Below are 19884 nucleotides of genomic sequence, written 5' to 3' on the forward strand. Positions count from 1 at the left end.
GGACAAGCGGATGAGGGCGATGGCGCGGCATAGGCTGGCAGCTGTTTTGGCAGGAGCGGGCGCGATCTGGCTCACCCTGTTAAGCGCTGCCGCGCAGGAGGTGCGCCCCCTCTATGCCGGCCCCGCGCCCGGCTCCGAAAACTGGACCTTGCCGGAGGAAGCCCGCAACACCCCGGATGGCACCACCTATTTCAACGTCAGCGCGCCCTCCTTCACCGCCTATCTGCCGGCCAGGGACAAGGCCAATGGCATGGCCGTCATCATCCTGCCGGGCGGCGGCCTGCGCCTTCTGGGCGTGGACAAGGACACGCACAGCGTCATCCGCCGGCTGAACGACGCCGGCATCGCCGCCTTCATCCTCAAATATCGCATTCTCCAAATGCCGCCACCGACGCCCACCCCGCCGCGCGCCGATCCCATGCCCGCGCCCAAATTCCCGCGCATGGACATCCGCAACGCCAACGCCAACCCCGCCCCCGGCAACGCCCAGCTGACGCAGGTGCTGGAAATGGCGGTCGCCGACACGCGCCGCGCCATGGCGATGATCCGGCAGGATGCCGCGCATTGGCGCATCGATCCCCAGCGTATCGGGCTTATGGGCACCTCGGCCGGCGGCGGCGTCGCGATCGGCACGCTGCTGGCGCAAGCGCCGACGGACCGCCCGATCTTCATCGCCTCGCTCTACGGCCCCGCCTTGCAGGATGTGACCGTGCCGACGGACGCCCCGCCCCTGTTCCTCGCTACCGACAGCAACCATGGCGCGGTCACCGATGGCCTCGTCGCGCTCTTTTCGATGTGGAAGCGGGCCGACCGACCGGCCGAACTGCACAGCTACGAAGTGCCCGCCTTCGACTTCCCGTCGTCGCTCTGGCTCGACCGCTTCATGGCCTGGCTCGGCCGGACCTTTCCCGCCGCCAAGCGTTAAGGCGCCGCCTCGTCCAGCCAGGCCAATATCTCGTCGCGATGCTGGTCGAGGCGCGGCGGGGCGTCGGTCGCGACATGACCCGGCTCCATATGGAATCCCGTGCCGGGCAGGCGCACGGGCGCATCGTTGGGCAGGCCCTCCACCATGACGGAGAGCAGCGCGTCCTCGCCCGCCAGCGCCGCCGCTTCGTCCACGCGGCGCACCATGCCGCACGGGATGCCCGCCGCGCTGAGGCCGCTTTCCCATTCCTGCGCCGTGCGCGTCGCCATGACCGCTTCCAGCTCCACCTTCATCGCGTCGAAATTGGCGCGGCGCGCCTCGGGCGTCGCGAACAGCGGGTTCTCCAGCCAGTCCTGCCGCCCCACATAGCGGGCGAGCGCGTCGAACTGGTTGGGCTGCACCACGCCCAGCGACACCTGCCGCCCGTCCAGCGTGGTGAAGAGCGAGGCGGTGGGCAGGCCGCTATAGCCGGTATTGCCCATGCGCGACATGGCCTGCCCCGTCACCAGGTAGGGCGTCAGCGCCGATGTCATGAAGGCAAGGCTCGCGTCGAACATCGACACGTCGATGAAGCTCCCCCCCGCCCCCTGCATCCGCCGCACCAGCGCGGACAGGATGGCGAGCGCCGCCGTCTGCCCGGTCAGCGTGTCGACGATCGGAAATCCCACCCGCACCGGCGGGTCGCCCTCCTCGCCGCTCAGCATCATCATGCCGCTGGTCGCCTGCACGATATTGTCGATCGCCGGCCAGTCGCGCTGCGGGCTTTTCTGCCCATAGCCCGATACGGAGCAATAGATGATGTCGGGCCGCAGGTCGCAGGCGGCCGCGTAGCTCAGGCCCAGCCGGGCGATGACGCCGGGCCGGAAATTTTCCAGCAGCACGTCGCTGCGCGCCACGATCCGCCGCGCCACGTCCAGGTCGGCGGCGTCCTTCAGGTCCAGCACGATCGACTTCTTGCCCGCATTGGCGGCCATGAAGGCGGGCGACAGGCCGTCATAGCGCCGGTCCGCGCCGTAGGATCGGAACGCGTCGCCGCGCGGCGATTCGATCTTGATCACTTCCGCCCCCATCAGCTGCAACAGGTGGGACGCATAGGGGCCGGCCATCACATGGCTGAAGTCGGCGATGCGGATGCCGGCGAGCGGCTGGGTCATAAATTCTCCGAAGCGGTATTGCGATGCGCGCACTGAATGTCGTTCTTCCCGCGTACCGAAGCACGCGCGGATCGGAACGCCGCCATGCCGTCGATTCCGAACCGGTCAAGCGCCCGCGCATTGGCGGCGGCATCGCGCAGGTAGAGCGCATCGAAGCGCGTCTGCTCGGCGGGGGCCACGCCGCTGATGACGACGCCGCTCTTGCGCGCCTCTTCCATCCCCTTGTCGAAGGCAGCGACGATCTCGCGGCTAAGCGCCGCTTCCCAAACGCCCTGCGATTCTGTCAGGATCGCGCGCTGCTCCGGGGTCAGCCGGTTCCACCGCTCGACCCCCATCGCTCGCGCCGGATAGGCCCCGCGCGGGATGGCGAGCCTGTTGTAGTAACGCGCGACCTCGGCGAAATGCAGCGACCGGAACGTATCGCCCGGCGCGATCACCCCGTCGATCACCCCCTTCGCCATCGCCGAATAGACGTCCGCCATGGGCATGTTCACCGGGTCCGCCCCCAGCGATTCCAGCACCGTCAGCAATTCGGTCGGCGCGCGCAGGCGCAGCCCGCGCAAATCGGCAAGGCTCCGCACCGGCCGCCCGGTCGTGACAACTCCCGCCAGCGACCCGCCCTGCACCGCCAGCACCTTCAGCCCCTCCAACTCATGCCCGATCTCGGGATTGGCCCCCGCAATGCAGCGGTACAGCGCCAGCTGCGCCTCGATACTGTCCGCGCCGCTGTAGAAGCCGGTCTGGATACGCAGCAGATGCGTGCCCCCGCGCGCATAGATGGGGGTGATGAGACCCACATCCGCGACCCCGTGGCGCAATTCCTCCATCGACATGTCGGACGACAACAGCGCGCCCGACCAGCTCGGCCGGATACGCAGCCGCCCGCCCGATCGCTGCTCGACGAACTGCATCCACGCCTGGTCGGCCTTGCTGAACGGATGATTGGGGCTGTAGGGCGACGCATAAGTCAGTTCGGTCACCCCCGGCGGCGCGGGCCGCGCACAGGCGGCGACCAGCAACAGGCCAAGGAACGCGGCAAACCTCACGCCAGCCCTCGCGCGACCAGAAAGTCCGCGACCATGCCGACCATCCGCTCATGGTCCCAATATTTCGCGTCCACCATGTCGGCGTCGATCGACAGCACTGGCACCCCCGCCGCCTCCAGCGACAGGGCGGTCAGCTTCGTTCCCGATTGCGACAGGCGATTGTCCGGCGGCAGCAGCACGATGCAGGCGTCGATCCCGCACCGGCCCGCCTCGCTCGTCATCCACCCGTTCATCCACGGCGGCAGGTGCAGCACCTCGTTCATCGAACAGATGCGGCTCGCCAGCGCGTCCATCGGCTGGCCCTGCAAATCGCGAATATATTGCGGCCCGGCAAAGGGCATATACATCGACCAGACGAACACCGCGCCCAGCCTTTCCTCCAGCGCCTGGTAGAAGCCGGGATCGTGCCACACCCCCGCGCCGATCCACATGAGGCGCAGCTTCTCATGTTCCGCCGCGCCCGCGCCGTTCGCCACCCGCTCCATTACCTCGTCGCGGAAGCGCTTCGCGTGCGCGACCGCCCAGTCAGAGCCGCGATGCCATTGCGGGATCATCGTGTTGGGCATCTGCTCGGCGATCGAGACCGGGCAGGGCCGCGCCGTGCCGATCGCCTGCGCCGCCTCCCAGATATAGCCCTCCTGCTCGTTTATCCGCTCCATCAGATGATGCAGCTTCGCCTCGTCGAACCGCCGCCCCGTCCGGTTCTCCAGAAGCGTGATGAGGCCGCGCATCTCCTCGACCATCAGCGCGATGCGATCGGCGTCATAGACCGTCCGCCAGTCGGTCCGGCTATGCGCGAACCAGCGCGGGTCTTTATGCTCCCACGCGGGCGCTTCCATCGGAAAGAATTCGGTCCCCAGCGCCTTCGCCCATTGGCCGAACACATGCTGGATGCAGTCGCAGGTCAGCCGCGCGACCAGCACCGTCGGCTTGGGAAGGCCGCCCCAGGGGGCGGTCGCGGGGTCGTTCGCCAGCGTGCAGGCGAGGCCAAGCGAGCAATATTTGCAGCCATTTTCGGGATAGCCATGCTGCGCCATCACCTCGAAATAGCGGTTCGACAGCTGCTTGGCGGAAATATAGGCCGACCACCACTGGTTGGTGATGATGGGTATGTCCATCACATGGAAAATCTCGTGCGGCGTATCGGCCTGCACGATGGCGAAGGGTTCGCCCTCGTCCACCACCCGGCGCTTCAGATCCGCGCCGAACTGCTTCTGGTAGGCGGATGCAGCGGCGGTGCAGGCCAGATGCTTGCGGCTGCGCTGGCCCGAGGGCGCGGTGACGGTGTCGCTCATTCAAATACTCCTGCCGCGTCCAACTCGGCGATGCGCGCGTCCGAAAGGCCGCACAGGTCGCGGGCGATCTCCCGCACATGCTCGCCCATGCGCGGCGCGCGATAGGGCTGGAAGGCGTCGCGCGAAAACCGGATCGGCGTGGCGATATGGCCGAAGGGGCCGAGCAGCGGATGGTCCAGCGTCACCAGCGCGCCGCGTGCCGCAAGCTGCGGATCGCGCTCGATCATGTCCTCGCTATCCTGCACCACGCCGCAGGCGATCCCCGCCGCCTGTAGCTCCGCCGCAATGGCATGATCCTCACGCGCCGCCGTCCAGGCGGCAGTGTCCGGGCCGATAATCGCCTCCAGCCGCGCCCGATCGTCCCGCCCGAACAGGCTGATCGCCACCCAGCGATCCTCCCCCGCGGCCGGGAGCACATCCTGAAAGAACAGGCCCGGATCGGCATTGCCCGTCCGCCGCGGCAGCTCGCCGCGCCGTGCCGCCGCGAGCGTATCGCGCATCTGCTGCACGCAGATTTCGTACATGGAGGCGTCGATATGGCATCCCCGCCCGGTCTCGCGCCGATGCTGGAGCGCCGCCGCCACCGTGCCGGCCATGACAAAGGGCACGATCACGTCGCCATAAGGCACAGCGCCGGGGATCACCGGATCGCGATCGGGATAGCCGGTCAGGAAGGTCCGCCCCGATAGCGCGCCGCCGGTCCCGTCCACGCCCCACTCCTGCGCCATCGGCCCGGTCTGGCCAAAGACGCTGCCCGATACCATGACGATCCCCGGATTGCGCGCGGCCAGCGCGTCATAGTCCAGCCCCAGCTTCTTCATCGTGCCGGGCGAAAAATTCTCCACCACCACGTCCGCCCATTCGATCAGGGGATCGATCAGCTCTCGCGCCTCCGCCTTCTTCATATTGAGCGACAGGCTGCGCTTGGAGCTGTTCAAATGCGCGAACCAGGGCTTGTCGTCCCACTCGCCCGCCTTCGAGGCCGCAACCTGAACGTCCAGCCGCGCAAGGTCGGGCCGCGTCCGGCTCTCGATCTTCACGATCTCCGCGCCCAGGTCGCCCAGCGTCTTGGTGGTGATCGACCCGACCAGCGCCCAGGCGAAGTCAAGCACCTTGACGCCCGCCAGCGGCCCCGGCCGATCGCCGGTATGAACCGCCGGCGCGGCGACCCCCGCCCCTTCCCGGATCGCCGCGAACCGCTCCGGCAGGCCCGACGCCGTATCGAAAAAGCCGCGCGCCGCCAGATGCGGGTCGGCCAGCACATCGGCCGGCTCATTGGCGACGCAGGCATTGATCCCCCGCCGCAAGCCTTCGGTCGCGATCTCCGCCTTGGTGCGCGATGCGAAGAAAGCCGCGATCGCCGCCTCCCACAGCGCCCGCGTCTCGGCCGGGAGGGTGGAGCGATTATATTTTAGCCAATCGGTGCCCTGGAGCGGATTGGGCACCCCCACCTCGTCCATCCAGTCCGACAGCGCCTGATTGGCCGGCGCGCCTAGCCGCCCGGTCATCAGCGAATGAAAGCACCAGCCGTCGGCCAGACGCCAGATCGCCCGCACCGTCGCCTTGCCATAGGCGAGCGCCCCGCCGACCCGCGCCAGCTTGCGCCGGTCAAATTGCCAGCAGAGGATACCGTTGAAGTTGCGGCTGAAGGCGACCTGCTGGATCGACACGTCGACATGCTGCCCTTTCCCATGCGTCCCGCGCGCATAATGGGCTGCCATCGCCCCGCTCGCCGCGACCATGTCGGCGTGGAAGGTGCAGGCGTCGCCTGCTTCCTTGACCGGCGGCCGGTCCGGCTCGCCCGTCACGCGCAGCGCGCCGCCCATGGCGGAGGCGACGAACTCGCCGCCCTTCCAGCCCGATCGCGGCCCGCCCGACCCGAAGGTCGTGACCGACACATGCACGGCGGTCTCGGGAACGGCGACGTCGCTCAGCCCCTCCAGCCCGATATCGTCGATGGCGAAGGAGGCGCCTTCGACCGGCCCGCCCAGTTCCGCGCCGAGCGACGCCAGATAGCGCGCCAGCGGCCGCTCCATCATGCCGCCCAGCACCGCGACCCGATGACCCTCAAGCGGCCTCATGCCGCAACCCCTTCCAGAAATCGTCCAATATCCTCTGCTTCGCCACTGTTCGCGCGCCAGTCGCGCCGCGTCATCACCAGCGCCGGAATGCCTTCCGCCGCCAGCGCCGCGCGCTGCGCCGGCAAGTCCCAGAGCCGCGCCTCATCCTCCTCGGCAAACCACAGCAGCACCCGCCGTGCGCCGATCCGACGCACCTCCGCGATCAGCGCCGCCGCCCGATCATGGAAAGCCCGACTGCCCCGGACGTTATCATGCAATTGCGCCGCAATAGCGACAAAGGGATCCCCCTCCTCGTCCACCGCCGGCCCCAGCGCCGCCCAGCTCTCCGCCAGAGTCGCCCCGGCGGCGCGCCAGCCCGTTGCCTCGATCATCGCGTGCAACCGTCGATCCGGCGGCGGCGTCCCCGCGATCAGGCAGACCGGCCCCTCGGCCCGTTCCGCCAAGACAGCCGCCCGCCGCGCATTGGTCTCCCTTATGCCCCGCGCCAATGCCGCCGCATCCACGCCCAGCCGCTCCGCCAGCGCCCGCACCGCCGCCGCCATCCGCCGCGCGCTGCTCGCCCTCGGGATCGTCGCCGCGTCGAAGATCGACGGCTCCGGCCCCTTGACCACCCCCTGCCGCCGCAACTCGCAGAGATAATAATAAAGCCGCTGCGCCGCATCGTCAGCCCGCGAGAAAATAACCGCCTCACAGCTGTCCAACTCGCTGTCCAAATAATCCTCAAGGACCGACCGCGCCCACAGCGGAAACTTGCTTTCCAGCCACTTGTCGGCCGCCGGCATGGCTCGATCGATCCGCCAGGGCAACGGCCCGCCGCAGCGTCCAGTCGCGGCCAGAAGATCATGGGGAAGGTCGGGTCCGACATAAAGGATCATGGTCATTGTCCGAACATCGATGGCAGCCACAGCGCCATCGCGGGGAAGAGGATCAGCAGCAGCAGGTGAATAAGGTCGCTCGCCAGAAACGGCAGCACGCCCCGGAAGATGCGACCCAGCGGCACGTCCTTCGCCACGCCCTGGATGACATAGAGGTTCATGCCGAGCGGCGGATGGACAAAGCCGATCTCCATCGCGCGGGTGATGAAGATGCCGAACCAGATCGGCGACATCCCCACCCCCTCGACCACCGGCAGCAGGATCGGCGTCGTCAGCAGCATCAGCGCCAGGCCATCGAGCACCGACCCCAGCAGCAGCAGGATCGCCGCAACCACCAGCAAGGTCGGGATTGTGCCCATCCCCAGTTCGGTGACGCCGCTGCCGACCGCTTCGGTGATGCCCGTCACGCTGATGAAGATCGAAAAGCTCAATGCCCCGATGATGACCAGGAAGATGAGGCCACTCGTCCGCAGCGTCTCGGAAAAAGCGCGGAATAGCACCTCCTTCGTCAACCGTCGCCGCCATGCGGTGATGAGCAAAGCCCCCGCCGTGCCGATGGACGAAGCTTCGGACGGGCTGAACCAGCCGAGCACGATCCCGCCGAGTACGATGCCCAGCAACAGCAGCATGTCGGCGATCCGCATCAGCGCCCGCCCCCGCTCGCCCCAGCTCGCCCGCTCGCCCACCGGCGCGATCGACGGCTTCCAGCGGACCAGCAGCCAGACGACGAGGCAGTAGAACAACATCTGCGAGATGCCGGGAATCAGCGTCGCGGTGAAGAGCTTGCCGATCGACTGCTCCGCGATGATGCCATACACGATCAGCGCGCCCGACGGCGGCAGCATCTGCCCCAGCGTGCCGCCCGCCGCCACAGTGCCGGTCGCCAGCGCATCGGAATAGCCGCGCTTGCGCATCTCCGGCAGCGCAACGAGGCCGATCGTCGCCGCCGTCGCCAGGCTCGACCCATTGATCGACCCGAAGCCGGCGCAGCCCGCGACGGAAGCATAAGCGAGGCCACCACGCCGATGGCCCATCAGCTTGGCCGCCGCATCGAACAGGTCGCGGCTCGCATTGGCGGAAAAGAAGAGATGCGCCATCAGCATGAACAGCGGCAAGGTGCCGAGTTCATAGCGGGTCAGCGTCTCGACGATGACGACTCCGCCCTTGATGATCGCCGCCTCGAACCCCAGCGCGACGACAAGCCCGCCGATCCCGACGAGCCCGAGCGACACGCCGATGGGCACCCCGCCCAGCAGCAGCGCGAAAAGAATGACAAGGCCGATAAGGCCGGTTCCCGGCGTCGCCAGCGTCATGGCTCCCGGCGCTCCACAAGCTGCCGCGCCAACAGGATCAGGATCATCACCAGCGAGACGTTGAGGAACAGCCGCATGAACCGCCACGGCACCCCCACCAGTTCGCTCACCTCCTGCGCGTCCCACAGGTCGACCGCCAGCCAGACCGATCCGGTCAGCAGCAGCAGGTAGAGAAGCATCGTCAAGGCGGTGCAGATGCGCTCGGCCCAATCGCGCGGCGCGCCGCTCAACCTGTCGAGCAGCAGGTGAACCCGCGCATGGCTGTGCGCCAGCGTCGCGGCGATCAGCGCCAGCGATCCCGCCACCAGCACGGCAAGCTGGATGACCTCGATCGCGCCCTTCAACGGCAACCCGGTATGTCGCCCCACGACCGCCAGCACATTGAGCAAGGCCGCGGCTATCAACGCCGCGCCCGCCGCCCATGTCATCGCCTGCCGCGCGGCGTTCATGCCGCTTCCTCGCTCACCCAACCATCCGCTCCGATCCGGATCGCCGGCAATCCGGCATCGCGCGTGATGCCCTCAACATAGGCCCTGATCTCCTCGGCCCGTTCGGGCGACGCCAGCACCGGGCGTCCGGGCGGCTCGACATGGACGGGCAGGATGCCCGCCCGGGTTGATCCGTCAGGCTCCACCAAAAGGCGGCCGATAAAGGCATTGATCGCATCCGGATGGAAGGGCGCCAGCACATAGGCGGGGTCCGGCTCGAACCCGAACATCGCCTTGCGCCGCTGCGCCCAGGCGGCGCGCGCCGGATGGTCCTGCGCCGGGCTCAAGGCCCGCGTTACGACGCAGCCATTGCCGAGGCCATGGAAGATCGGCTTGCCGCGATGAAATTCGATCCCCCGCACGATATGCGCGTGATGCCCGATCACCGCATCCGCCCCCGCCTCGATCGCCGCATGGGACAAGGCCCGTTCATAGGGGGCAAGCCGCGCGGGCGTATGGACGATGCCCTTGTGCAGCGCGACCAGCACCAGATCGGCCATTTCCCGCACCGCCGCTATGTCGGCGCGCAATGTCTCGACCGCCTCGTCAGTCAGGATGGCAAGGTCCGCCGCCGGCGCGATCGGCGCGCCATCGGCCGTCTCGATCCTCAGATACGCGCATCCCGCCCGGTCTTCGCCGGCCCAGCTTATCTTCGGCCCGACGCAGTTATAGCTGAGCAGCGCGACCGCCATCCCGCCGACCACCGTCACCGCCGGTCGACGCGCCGCCGCCAGCGTCGGTCCCGCGCCCGTATGCGCCACCCCGTGCGCTTCCAGACCAGCGATCGTGTCGGCGATCCCCTCCGCCCCGCAATCGGCGATATGGTTGCCGGCCAAGCTCAGCATCGCGAACCCCGCCTGGGCGATTGCCGCCAGATTTTCGGGCGGTGCGCCGGGCGCGGGCACGTCGCCCTTCAGTTCCGCGCCCCTGTCGGTATGCGGCACCTCCAGATGCCCGACCGCCACATCGGCGGACCGGAGCGCGGGCGCGATACCCTCCAGCCACCAGGCGCCATCCGGCTCGTCCAGAACCAGATCGCCCGTCAGCAGGATCGAGATCGCTTGTCGTGCCACGCTCCGTTCGCTCAGAAGGACTTGCGGACGCTGACCGCGAACAGGCGGCCGATGGGGTCGCTCGCCGTCGCGTCATAGCCGCCGCTGCCATTGCCGCTTGGCGCCAGATTGACGTAGGGCGGATCGGTATCGAACAGGTTTCGCACCTCGAAGCCCAAGGTCATGCCCTTCGCTAAGAAGCCGTCCGCGCCTGGATCGCCGATCCGCCACGTCAGCGACAGGTCTATCGGGGTATAGCTATCCACTTTCTGCCCCGGGTTGGACAGGTTGTTGTAATAGCCGCCGACATGCGTCGCCAGCACCCGCGCGCTCAGCGGGCCATGGTCCCAGGTCACGCTGGCGCGCGCCTTGAACTTCAGCGGATTGAAGATGTAGTTCTTGCGGTCGATCAGCGGCGCGACCGGGGTCACGGCCACCACATATTTGGTGAGGTAGGTGCCCGACACATTGACGGTCAGCTTGTCGGATGCGCCCAGGTCGGCGTTCCAGGTGCCGGTGAAGTCGATGCCGCGCGTCACCGACACGCCCAGATTCTGCGACCGCCCGTCGACGAAGAGGGTGACATTGTTCGGATCGCCGCCGGGGAATGAGCCGCCCGCCAGCGTCACCCCCTGCGCCACCAGTTCGCGCACCCGCGCCGCCGCCTCCGCGCCGCGCAGGATGATGCCGGTGCCGGCATATTGCGCCTCATTGCCCAGGATCGCGAGGTTGGAGAGGTTGGCGAGCACCTGATTCTCATATTTGACGTCCCAGTAGGTGACGCCAAAGCGCAGGTTCGGCAGCGGCTCGAAATCCGCGCCGACCGACCAGGTCGTCGCCGTTTCCGGCTGGAGATCAAGGTTCGGCCCCGACAGCGCATAGCTCTGAAGCGGCGCGCCGCCCGCCGGGTTTTGATAACTCTGGCCGAAGAGGTTGTTCGAGTTGCCGTAAATCTCCGGGATCGTCGGCGCCCGGAAGGACGTGCCATAGCTCGCCCGCAGCTTCAGCGCCCGGAAGGGCTGCCAGTTGATGCCGAACTTGGGATTGGTGGTGGTGCCGACATCGCTATATTTGTCGTGCCGCACCGCCGCGTTCAGCTCCAGCCGCTGGAACCCGCCCGTCGCATTGTCCGCCCCGAAGATCGGCACGTAAAGTTCGGCATAGAGCGAATCCACCTTGCGACCGAAGTGGCGGAACGTGATCGGCACGGTCGGATTGCCGCGCGCCGATCCCAGCGCAACGGTAAAATCCTGCCGCTCATAGCCCGCCGCCAGCTTCACCTCGCCGCCCGGCAGACGGAACAACGGCCCGTTGAGCCGCGCCTCATAGGTTTTCAGTCGGCCGTTGGTGGGGGCAAGGAAAATCTGGTTCGCCAGCGTCGAAAGCACCGCGTCGCTGGTGCGGCCCAGGCCATAGGGATCGAACGCCGTCGCCGGATTGCTGCTCGCCAGCGCGGCGTTCAGCGCGGCATTGTTGATGCCGAAATAGGAACCCGAAAAATCATTGGTCTTGCCATAGCCGAACAACGCCTCGGCTTCCCATCCATAGGGCAGCTTGGCCCGCACGCCCGGCGTGATCTGCCAGCTCTTGGCATAGCCGAAACTGTCGTTCACCGGCACATCGTCGCGGAAATTATAGTCGAGCGTATAGCTCGTGCCCGCAAAACCCGCCGGGCGCACGAAGAAGGCATTGGTCTGCGGCACCGTCAGGCGCGCATTGGAAAAGGCCGAATTGCGGTAGAATTCGCGCTTGGAATAAAAGCCGTCGTAAAAGACGCTCAGCCAGTCGGTGACATCGAACCGCCCGGTGCTGTTGACCGAGTCATAATTTTGCTCCGGCATCAGATCCTGGTTGGTCAGTTCGTCGCAGCGGTTGATCGTCCCCGCCGTCAGCGAGCCCGCCGTCGCCTGCGTCACGCCCCCCGGCGGGATCGCATAGGTGGTACCGTTTGCGTTGATATTGCCCGGCGCGCAACGGGCGATGCGATAATCGCCGCCGCCGAACCGCCTCTGGTCGCTGGTGAAGAAGTCGCGGTCGTCGCCGCTCAGGTTCGATCGCTCGACATGTTCATAGGCGACCATGATCTGGCCGCGGTCGAACACCTTGCCGATCGCCGCGCCGAGTGTCTTCTCGTTGAAATCGCCCCGATCGGAAATGCCCGACCGCGCGAAGACCTCGCCGCCGTCCAGCGACCGGCGCGGTATCAGGTTGACGACGCCCGCGACCGCGTCCGACCCGTAAATGGCCGATGCGCCGTCCGCCACCACCTCGACCCGCTCGACGCCCAGCGAAGGCAGCACGGACGGGTCGATCGATCGGCTGTTGTTGGTGACGCGGTGCCCATCGATCATCACCAGCGTCGCATAAGGGCCGATGCCGCGCAGATTGACCGAGTTGCCATAGGTGATGTTGCCGCTGCCGCCCGACTGGCCGCGCGAATTTTCGGACACGCCAAGGTCGAAGACCTGCGGAATTTCCTTGATCATGCGATCGACCGTGACGGCACTCGACGCCTCCATCTCGGCCCGGCCTAGCGTCGTGACGGTGGAGCCGACCGGGGTCGCACCGCGCACCCGGCTGCCGGTCACCACGATGTCGGCGGCGCTCGTCGCTTCCTGGGGCACGTCCTGCGCCATCGCCGGCCAGGCCAGCGCCATCAGGCTCGTCCCCATCGCCAGCACGCTCAGCGCCCGGCCTCCTTCGCTCTTACTCATGCTGTTCATCCTTCCCCTGGAGTTAGCGCGGCGTCCTTTGTTCTGGCCGCTTACTTGGTCGTCGGTTGCGCCATCGGCAGGTCGATCCACGACCCGCCGCCCGCCCCGTGCCGGACGCTGATGGTCGGCGGGGGCGTCTGCTGAATGTCCTTCAGGTTGCGCTGGCGCGGATCGGCGCCAGCGATCGTCACGCGCAGCCGCGCGCCGGCGGGCACGACCCGCGACACCGGCGTCAGGTCGATCGCGAGATCCGCTTCAGTCCCCGGCGGCAGCGGCGCGACGTCGACTTGCAACCCGGAATGATAGGGCAGGCCCCAGGTTGCGTAGGGCGCCTGGCCCTCCTTGCGATGCGACAGAGCGAGGCGGCCGAAGGCCACGACCTCCGCCTTCCCGTCCGCGCCGACCTGATCCAGATAGGCGAAGATGGTGTCGGGCTTGTCGGCGGACAGGCGCAGATGCACCACCGGATAGCCGATCAGGGTCATCGGCCGGGCGAGCGGCGCGCTGGTATAGCTCAGCCCCTTGTCGTCCATCGGCTTTGCCCAGAAGGCGAAATAGTCGGCAGGCGGAAGGTCATAGCGAACGGTGAAGCGATCGACGCCCTTGCCTTGTGACTGCATCGCCAGCAGCCCGTCATTGACCGACCGCGCCGTGCCGCTCCGGCCGCCGTTCAGATGCCACCGCGCCGGCCTTGCCTTCTCGCCCGGCAGATCGGCGGAGCGGACATAGCCGCCTTTTCCGTCCAGCCCCTCGACCCAGTAGGTGGCGCGCGGCGCTGTATCGACGCCATTGTCGGCGCCCTTCAGATGATGATCGAAATAGCGCTGTACCTCGCCGGTGAAGTCGAAGCCCGGCGGCGGCAGGCAATGGCTGCCCGGCCCCGCCAGGAATTTGGAGCCCGGCAGGTTGGCCGCGCTCAGGATCGACTGGGCGGTGGGCTCGTCCTGCCAGTTGCCCCAGAAATAGGTGGCGATGCCCGCCTTCCGGATCGCGTCGAGATAGTTATAGACGCCGACCTCCTGCCAGAAGGCGTTGCCGGTCAGCGGCGACACGCTGTCGCGATAGGGCATCCCATACCAGAGCGCCGCCATCGGCGTGTTGCGGGCATGCGCCTCGACGGCAGCTTTCAGTTCGGCCCCGTCCTTGTCGGCATCCACCGGCAGGCTGGCAAGGTCGACGCTGGCCGGCTCGTCGGGCCGGGTGTTGAACTGGGCCGTGATGCCGCCGCGCCGCACGAACGCATATTTGTCGAGGTCCGACGCGCCGATGAACACGGCCTTGAGCGACGGCGGCGCGGTCGTCGCGGTGTGGAACGTCGTGCCGCCGAGATAGGAGCAGCCGATCATCCCGACCTTGCCGCTGGCGAAGGGCTGGCGCGCCAGCCATTCGACCAGATCATACCCATCCAGCGCCTCGGTCCGATCCTGAAAGCCGCGCCGCGTGCCATAGGACGCGCCCTTGCCGCGAATATCGGCCACCGCCACGATATAGCCGGCAGCGATCAGCGACCGCAGCGCCATGTCGTCCCTTAGCGCCACCTCATTTATCGTGCCGTCCTCGGCCCGGAATCGCGCGCGATAGGGGGTAAAGACGAAGATTACCGGCAGCGGCTTGGCCTCGACCTGCTCGCCGGTCGCGGGGCGGTAAATGTTGACCGCCAGCCGCGTGCCATCCCGCACCGAAACATAGAGCGACTGGCGTTGCACATCGGGGTAGCTTCCCGACGCGCTCTCGGCTGCCACGCTCGCCGACAATGCAATCAACGCCGCCGCGACGATGGCCCATCTGGCTCGCATCGCCCCCTCCATTTTGTCGACGATTTCATCGGCGATAGGCAGCAACGGCGCAATCGAAAAGTGGCTGACGATATTGTTGACAATATTGTTTGGACTGTAGAAGGTTAGGCGCATGGCTGAAACCCTACCCCTCCTCACCGGCAGTGAAGTCGCCGATTGGATCCGCGAACGCATCCGCGTCGGCCGGTTCGTGCCGGGTCAGCGGCTGGTCGAGGTCGACATCATCCGCCAGACTGGCACCAGCCGCTCCAAGGTGCGCGAGGCGCTTCAGCGGCTGGAAGGCGAGGGGCTCGTCCAGATCGAGGAATTTCGCGGCGCATCGGTGAAAAGCACCAGCCTGGACGAGGTGCGCCAGATCTACCGCGCGCGTGTCGCGCTGGAGGGGATATGCGCCGCCGATTTCGCCCGGCACGGATCAGCCGAGCACAAGGCGTCGCTGCGCGATCTTCAGTCACAACTCGACCAGTGCGTGGACGAACGCTCGCCCGAACGCTTCGGCCGGCTCAATCTGGAATGGCATCGCCTGGTGGTGGAAGGATCAGGCAACCGGACCATCGCGGAGTTGCTCAAGCGCCTCAACGTGCCGATCCACCGGCTGCTGTTCGAGAGTTTTTACGACGAAGCCCGCCTGCGCCGCGCCAATGCCGACCACCAGCGGATGGTCGCGCTGTTCCTGGCCGGCGATGCCGATGGCGCCGAGGCCGCGATGCGCGACCATATCGGCGACGGCTTTGAAACCCTTTCGAAGATCGAGAGCGAATTTTACCGCTGATCGTTCATCAGGTCGGCGATCGTTGCCTGCAGCTTGGAGGGCGAGCAGGGTTTACCACACACCATGGCCCGTGGATAGCGATCGCGCAGCGAGATCGCGTCGGCGTGGCCCGAATGAAAGATAATCGGCACCCCAGCCTCATGCAGCAGGTCGGCGGCGGGAAACACCTCCCCGTCCGACAATTGCACATCCAGGATCGCGCATGCCGGCAAGTGCTTGCCGACCGCCGCCACCGCCTCGGCCACCGACACATAGGGGCCGTCCACCGCGAACCCAGCCGCCTCGATGATGTCCTGCACGTCGAACGCGACGAGCAGTTCATCCTCCACCAGCATCACCGTCTTAGTCATCGGCCAATACCTTCGATGGCAAATGGATGCGGATGAGGAAGGTGTCGCCTTCGACCACCCGCGTCACCTGCGCGCCCAATTGGCGCGAGGAGGTGTCGACCAGGATGGTGCCAAAGCCCGTTCCCTGCGCGATTCTCACCTCACGCCCGCTTTCTTCGCGCCAGACCAGATCCAGCCCATCCCCATCCCGCGCCCAGCTGACCGCCAACATGCCGCCCGGAGCGCCCAGAGCGCCATATTTGACCGAATTGGTCGCCCATTCATGCAGCATCAGCGCCAGCGGCGACAGACAGGCGCGCTCGATCCGCGCCTTTGGCCCGTCGATGGAAATCGCGGCATGATCGCGATAAGGGGCGATGGTCGCATCGACCAGCTCGCCTAAGTCGATCGCCTGCATCTCCCCGGTGGGGGACGCCAGCGAATGAGCGCGACCCAGCGCCGCGATGCGTTCGCGAAGATCGGCGGCAAAGCCACGCACATCCTCATGCGAGCGCGCGCCCGCCGAAATCATGCCGCCGACGATCGCGAACAGATTCTTCACGCGATGATTCATCTCGCGCAGCATCAGCTCGCGGGTTTCAGCCAGCCGATATTCGGGCGTGATGTCGATCGATACGCCGACCAGCCGGCGCGGGCCATCGTCCACGATCATCCGGCCAAAGCTCTTGATCCGGCGCGTTTCGTCATTCTGGACCACGCGATAGCTGCACTCGAAATCGCCGCCCTCGGCGGTCACCTGAGCCAGCGCCGCGTCGAAGACCGATCGGTCGTCGGGGTGGAGCCGCGACAGCCGACCGGCTGGGTCATCCGCAGACACGGCGGGATCGATGCCCAATATCGCGCGCGCATGATCGTCGATCACCGCCTCGCGCGTATCGACGCGATACTCCCACACGGCGACGCCGCCCGCGCGGATCGCCATGTCCAGCCGCTCGCGCTCGGCGGCGAGATCGCGCTCCATCGACAGCGCCTCGGTAATGTCGGTCAGCACCAATGTCGCGCCGTCAACCAACCCGTTCTGCGTGCGATAGGGCAGAGTGCGGAGCGACAACGTCCGCCCGCCGTCGCGGGTCGTCACCCGCCGCTGCATCGCCGCCTGCCCGCCTGCGACCGCGCGGGCATCGTCCAGATATTCGCTCCCCGCAAGGCGCGTGGACACATCCTCCAGCGGCCGTCCCCGATCGCTCGGCTGCAGCGGGAAGAGCGCAGTCGCCGCTTCGGTAAAGCTCCGCACGCGCAGTTCGGCGTCGAGCACGATCACCGCCAGCTCGGTCGATTCGAAGAAATTCCTCAAGTCCGAATTGGCGACAGTCAGCTGATCAACCTTCGATTTCAACTCGTCATTGACCGTCGAAAGCTCTTCGTTAGTCGACTGAAGCTCCTCGTTCATCGACATCATTTCTTCGTTGGAGCTTTTCAGCTCCTCGTTCGCCGTCTCCAGTTCCTCGACGGTCGAACGCAGCCGGTGCCGCGTCACCCGCAGTTCGTCCTCCAGCGCGTCGAGATGATCGTCGCTCGCGTCCAGTTCGACGATATCCTCGTCGAGCGCGGGGCGGAACGGCGCGGTCTCGCGGAACACGAAGAGCAGGGTGCCGTCGGGCAACGGATCGCACACGACATCGATCTGCTGCTGCCCATATTCCGACGCGACCAGCACGTCGCGCGCCACCACCCGCTTGCGGCCGTCGCGCCCCTCACGCAGCAGCGGACCCATCACGTTGCGAAGGCCGCCGCGCGCCAGGCTGATCGCGCTCGATCCGCCGGTGCGACTAACGGGAAAGTCGAAATAGCGACCGAGCCGGCCATAGGCGGCTATGATGCCCCCATCCTGGTCCAGCACCAGGGCGGGCGGCGCGTAGCGATCGACCATGCGACGGACCGCCGCTGTCTCGTCACTCGCCGTCCGTCCGCCACCGCGGTCGCTGCGCCCATCGCCCCGTGCATCGCGCTGGCGGGTCTGGCCGGGCAGGTCGATCGGATAATTGGGTTGCCCTGGCGCGCGCTGGAACAGTCGGGCCTGCTGGTCGATGGTGGGGAACAGATGCTCGAACCGTCCTACGCTCTCGGACGGACCCAAGAACAGATAGCCATCGGGCCGGATCGCATAATGGAGCAGCGGCATGACCGATTGCTGCAATCGGTCGTCGAAATAGATCAGCAGGTTGCGGCACGACACCAGGTCGATGCGCGAAAAGGGCGGATCCTTGACGATGCTGTGGTTGGAAAAACGGATCATGTCGCGGATCTGCGGCGCAATGGTGAACCGTTCGGCGTGGGGGATGGCGAACAGTTCGCGCAGAGCCGGCGGCATATCCGCCAGCGCCGATGCCGGATAGGTGCCCTCCCGCGCAATCTGCAGCATCTGCTCGTCGATGTCGGTCGCGAATATCTGCACCGTGGCGGGCGAAACACCGCGCGCCCGCGCCGCCTCCGCAAAGAGCATTGCAATACTGTAGGCTTCCTCGCCCGAGGAGCATCCGGGCACCCAGACGCGGATATCCTCCCCCTCCGCCTGCCGCACCAGCGGCTCGATCACCTTGTCGCGCAACCGATCGAACAGTTCGGCGTCGCGAAAGAAGCGGGTGACGTTGATGAGAAGGTCGCGAAACAGCGCCTCGCATTCGTCGGAATCGGACTTTATGCGTGCCAGATAGCTGCGCCCCGTTCCGATCCCCAGAACATGCATCCGCCGCTCGACCCGGCGGATCAGGGTGGTGCGCTTGTAGCCCGCAAAATCATGGCCCACCGCAGCCCGCAGCACCCTGCAAAGGTCATCGACATGGTCTGCGACCAGCGCCGCTTCCTGCTCGGGCGCTTCGGCCGAGGCGCGGTGATTGAAGAAGCCGAACAGGCAATCGAGCATCTCGCCTGGTTGTCTGACATAGTCGACAAGCCCGGTGCCCACCGCTGACAGCGGCATGCCGTCATAGCGCGCGCTTTCGGGCTGCTGCACCAGGCAGACGCCGCCATGCTCCTTCACCGCGCGCAGGCCCGTCGTCCCGTCCGCCCCGGTGCCCGACAGGATGACGCAGGCAGCGTCGGCCTGCTGGTCGATGGCGAGCGAGACGAAGAAGTCGTCGATCGGGCGGCGCAGCCCGCGCGGCTGCGCGAACTCGGTCAGTTCCAGCACACCGTTGCGGATCGCGAGGCCATGGCCGGGCGGAATGATATAGACCTTGTCCGCCGCAATCTTTTCCCCACCCTCGCATTGCAGCACGTCCAGCACCGTGTGCCGATCGAGCAGCTGCGCCATCATGCTTTCATGATTAGGGTCGAGATGCTGAACGATGACGAAGGCCATGCCCGTGGGCGCGCGCGCGGGTGCGAGCATCTCGCGCAGCGCCTCCAGCCCACCGGCGGACGCACCGATGCCGACCACGGGAAGCCGCGCTTCGCTCACAATAGGCTGCCGCTATCGAGATCGGCCAGGGTCAGTTTCGCCTGGGCGATGGTGGCCGCCGCATTGGCTATGGTCATCAGCGACCCTTCGACCACGATCCCGCTTTCGGCCAGCACCGGGCTCAGCCGCGCCAGCGTCCCCGACAATTTGTCGTCATAGTCGCTGAGCCGCTCGGGCTGGGACCGGCTAACGTCGAACTGGGAGGCAAAAATGTATCGCACCTCACCCGATTGCGCGCGCAGCTTTGACATATAGAGCAGGTTGACGAAAGGCTGGCCATCCTTGCGGAAGTTGACGATCGGCGTGCGGACATTGGCATGCCGGTCATGGCGCAGGAATGCGTGGATGGCCTCGCGCGCCTCGTCGTTGCGGCTGTTCCCCTGAAGGAAGCGGCAATTCTGGCCGACGATTTCGCCGGTGGCATAGCCGGTCAGATCGCGAAAGCGCCGGTTGGTCAGCAGCAAGGGATTGTCGCCATCGGCGGCACCCAGCGAGAGGGCGATCGGCGAAGCATCGAAATAGTCCCGAAGCTCCGTCGGCAATTCAACATCAGGCATTGATGCTCCAGTGACTCCCGGATGTCAGCACTCGGCAAAGCCACCCGCATCGACCGATACCGACGA

General features: G+C 66.7%; 15 protein-coding genes. 2 read left to right on the top strand and 13 right to left on the bottom strand.

Translation table 11 applies throughout. The features are described 5' to 3' along the window. The first annotated feature begins 10 nt into the window (after window positions 1-10). Window positions 11-925: an alpha/beta hydrolase gene (locus ACETPF_RS05205; RefSeq protein WP_373933250.1), complete on the top strand. Its 915-nt coding sequence runs from the start codon at window positions 11-13 to the stop codon at window positions 923-925. On the opposite strand, the gene ACETPF_RS05210 is transcribed toward ACETPF_RS05205, so the two are convergent. The 10 genes from ACETPF_RS05210 to ACETPF_RS05255 are packed head-to-tail and all read right to left on the bottom strand — an operon-like array spanning window position 922 to window position 14739. Then, window positions 922-2079, bottom strand: coding sequence for a CaiB/BaiF CoA transferase family protein (locus ACETPF_RS05210; RefSeq protein WP_373933251.1), 1158 nt, complete (start codon window positions 2077-2079; stop codon window positions 922-924). The genes ACETPF_RS05205 and ACETPF_RS05210 overlap by 4 nt on opposite strands. Beyond that, on the bottom strand, window positions 2076-3125 hold the full coding sequence (gene dctP / locus ACETPF_RS05215) for a TRAP transporter substrate-binding protein DctP (protein WP_373933252.1): 1050 nt from the start codon (window positions 3123-3125) through the stop codon (window positions 2076-2078). Before dctP ends, ACETPF_RS05210 begins: the two co-directional genes overlap by 4 nt. Continuing rightward, window positions 3122-4420, bottom strand: coding sequence for a 2-hydroxyacyl-CoA dehydratase subunit D (locus ACETPF_RS05220; RefSeq protein ID WP_373933253.1), 1299 nt, complete (start codon window positions 4418-4420; stop codon window positions 3122-3124). Before ACETPF_RS05220 ends, dctP begins: the two co-directional genes overlap by 4 nt. Further along, window positions 4417-6501 (bottom strand): CaiB/BaiF CoA-transferase family protein, encoded by a 2085-nt coding sequence (locus ACETPF_RS05225; protein WP_373933255.1) that lies wholly within the window; start codon window positions 6499-6501, stop codon window positions 4417-4419. The genes ACETPF_RS05220 and ACETPF_RS05225 overlap by 4 nt, the downstream gene beginning before the upstream one ends. Continuing rightward, entirely contained in the window at window positions 6498-7376 is an 879-nt protein-coding gene (locus ACETPF_RS05230) for a hypothetical protein (RefSeq protein WP_373933256.1), read from the bottom strand. The genes ACETPF_RS05225 and ACETPF_RS05230 overlap by 4 nt, the downstream gene beginning before the upstream one ends. Window positions 7377-7378: 2 nt before the next feature. Continuing rightward, window positions 7379-8689 (bottom strand): TRAP transporter large permease, encoded by a 1311-nt coding sequence (locus ACETPF_RS05235; protein WP_373933257.1) that lies wholly within the window; start codon window positions 8687-8689, stop codon window positions 7379-7381. Continuing rightward, on the bottom strand, window positions 8686-9138 hold the full coding sequence (locus ACETPF_RS05240; protein ID WP_373933258.1) for a TRAP transporter small permease subunit: 453 nt from the start codon (window positions 9136-9138) through the stop codon (window positions 8686-8688). The genes ACETPF_RS05235 and ACETPF_RS05240 overlap by 4 nt, the downstream gene beginning before the upstream one ends. Then, window positions 9135-10250: a CapA family protein gene (locus ACETPF_RS05245; protein WP_373933259.1), complete on the bottom strand. Its 1116-nt coding sequence runs from the start codon at window positions 10248-10250 to the stop codon at window positions 9135-9137. Before ACETPF_RS05245 ends, ACETPF_RS05240 begins: the two co-directional genes overlap by 4 nt. Before the next feature lie 11 nt (window positions 10251-10261). Then, window positions 10262-12943, bottom strand: coding sequence for a TonB-dependent receptor (locus tag ACETPF_RS05250; RefSeq protein WP_373933260.1), 2682 nt, complete (start codon window positions 12941-12943; stop codon window positions 10262-10264). Between the two features lie 50 nt (window positions 12944-12993). Continuing rightward, window positions 12994-14739 carry a CocE/NonD family hydrolase gene (locus tag ACETPF_RS05255; protein ID WP_373933261.1) on the bottom strand — a complete coding sequence of 582 codons (1746 nt, stop codon included), beginning with the start codon at window positions 14737-14739 and terminating at the stop codon, window positions 12994-12996. Window positions 14740-14851: 112 nt separating this feature from the next. Between ACETPF_RS05255 and ACETPF_RS05260 the strand changes: the two genes are divergently transcribed. After that, window positions 14852-15511 carry a GntR family transcriptional regulator gene (locus ACETPF_RS05260; protein ID WP_373933262.1) on the top strand — a complete coding sequence of 220 codons (660 nt, stop codon included), beginning with the start codon at window positions 14852-14854 and terminating at the stop codon, window positions 15509-15511. Here the strand turns inward: ACETPF_RS05260 and ACETPF_RS05265 are convergent. From ACETPF_RS05265 to ACETPF_RS05275, 3 genes are read right to left on the bottom strand one after another with little or no spacing between them, the layout of a single operon-like run. Further along, a complete protein-coding gene (locus ACETPF_RS05265) occupies window positions 15502-15861 on the bottom strand; it encodes a response regulator (RefSeq protein WP_373933263.1) in 360 nt (119 codons plus the stop codon). The two genes, ACETPF_RS05260 and ACETPF_RS05265, sit on opposite strands and share 10 nt — an antisense overlap. Continuing rightward, window positions 15854-19261, bottom strand: coding sequence for a CheR family methyltransferase (locus ACETPF_RS05270; protein ID WP_373933264.1), 3408 nt, complete (start codon window positions 19259-19261; stop codon window positions 15854-15856). Before ACETPF_RS05270 ends, ACETPF_RS05265 begins: the two co-directional genes overlap by 8 nt. Beyond that, window positions 19258-19818 carry a PAS domain-containing protein gene (locus tag ACETPF_RS05275; protein WP_373933265.1) on the bottom strand — a complete coding sequence of 187 codons (561 nt, stop codon included), beginning with the start codon at window positions 19816-19818 and terminating at the stop codon, window positions 19258-19260. Before ACETPF_RS05275 ends, ACETPF_RS05270 begins: the two co-directional genes overlap by 4 nt. Between the last annotated feature and the right edge of the window lie 66 nt (window positions 19819-19884).

It is taken from the genome of Sphingobium agrisoli, from assembly GCF_041877245.1.
GTDB lineage: Bacteria > Pseudomonadota > Alphaproteobacteria > Sphingomonadales > Sphingomonadaceae > Sphingobium.

Excerpts from the sequence above, each read along its gene's own strand:
- ACETPF_RS05205 (WP_373933250.1), top strand. The coding sequence starts at position 11 with ATGAGGGCGATGGCGCGGCATAGGCTGGCAGCTGTTTTGGCAGGAGCG.
- ACETPF_RS05210 (WP_373933251.1), bottom strand. The coding sequence starts at position 2,079 with ATGACCCAGCCGCTCGCCGGCATCCGCATCGCCGACTTCAGCCATGTG.
- ACETPF_RS05220 (WP_373933253.1), bottom strand. The coding sequence starts at position 4,420 with ATGAGCGACACCGTCACCGCGCCCTCGGGCCAGCGCAGCCGCAAGCAT.
- ACETPF_RS05225 (WP_373933255.1), bottom strand. The coding sequence starts at position 6,501 with ATGAGGCCGCTTGAGGGTCATCGGGTCGCGGTGCTGGGCGGCATGATG.
- ACETPF_RS05230 (WP_373933256.1), bottom strand. The coding sequence starts at position 7,376 with ATGATCCTTTATGTCGGACCCGACCTTCCCCATGATCTTCTGGCCGCG.
- ACETPF_RS05235 (WP_373933257.1), bottom strand. The coding sequence starts at position 8,689 with ATGACGCTGGCGACGCCGGGAACCGGCCTTATCGGCCTTGTCATTCTT.
- ACETPF_RS05240 (WP_373933258.1), bottom strand. The coding sequence starts at position 9,138 with ATGAACGCCGCGCGGCAGGCGATGACATGGGCGGCGGGCGCGGCGTTG.
- ACETPF_RS05250 (WP_373933260.1), bottom strand. The coding sequence starts at position 12,943 with ATGAGTAAGAGCGAAGGAGGCCGGGCGCTGAGCGTGCTGGCGATGGGG.
- ACETPF_RS05255 (WP_373933261.1), bottom strand. The coding sequence starts at position 14,739 with ATGCGAGCCAGATGGGCCATCGTCGCGGCGGCGTTGATTGCATTGTCG.
- ACETPF_RS05260 (WP_373933262.1), top strand. The coding sequence starts at position 14,852 with ATGGCTGAAACCCTACCCCTCCTCACCGGCAGTGAAGTCGCCGATTGG.
- ACETPF_RS05265 (WP_373933263.1), bottom strand. The coding sequence starts at position 15,861 with ATGACTAAGACGGTGATGCTGGTGGAGGATGAACTGCTCGTCGCGTTC.
- ACETPF_RS05275 (WP_373933265.1), bottom strand. The coding sequence starts at position 19,818 with ATGCCTGATGTTGAATTGCCGACGGAGCTTCGGGACTATTTCGATGCT.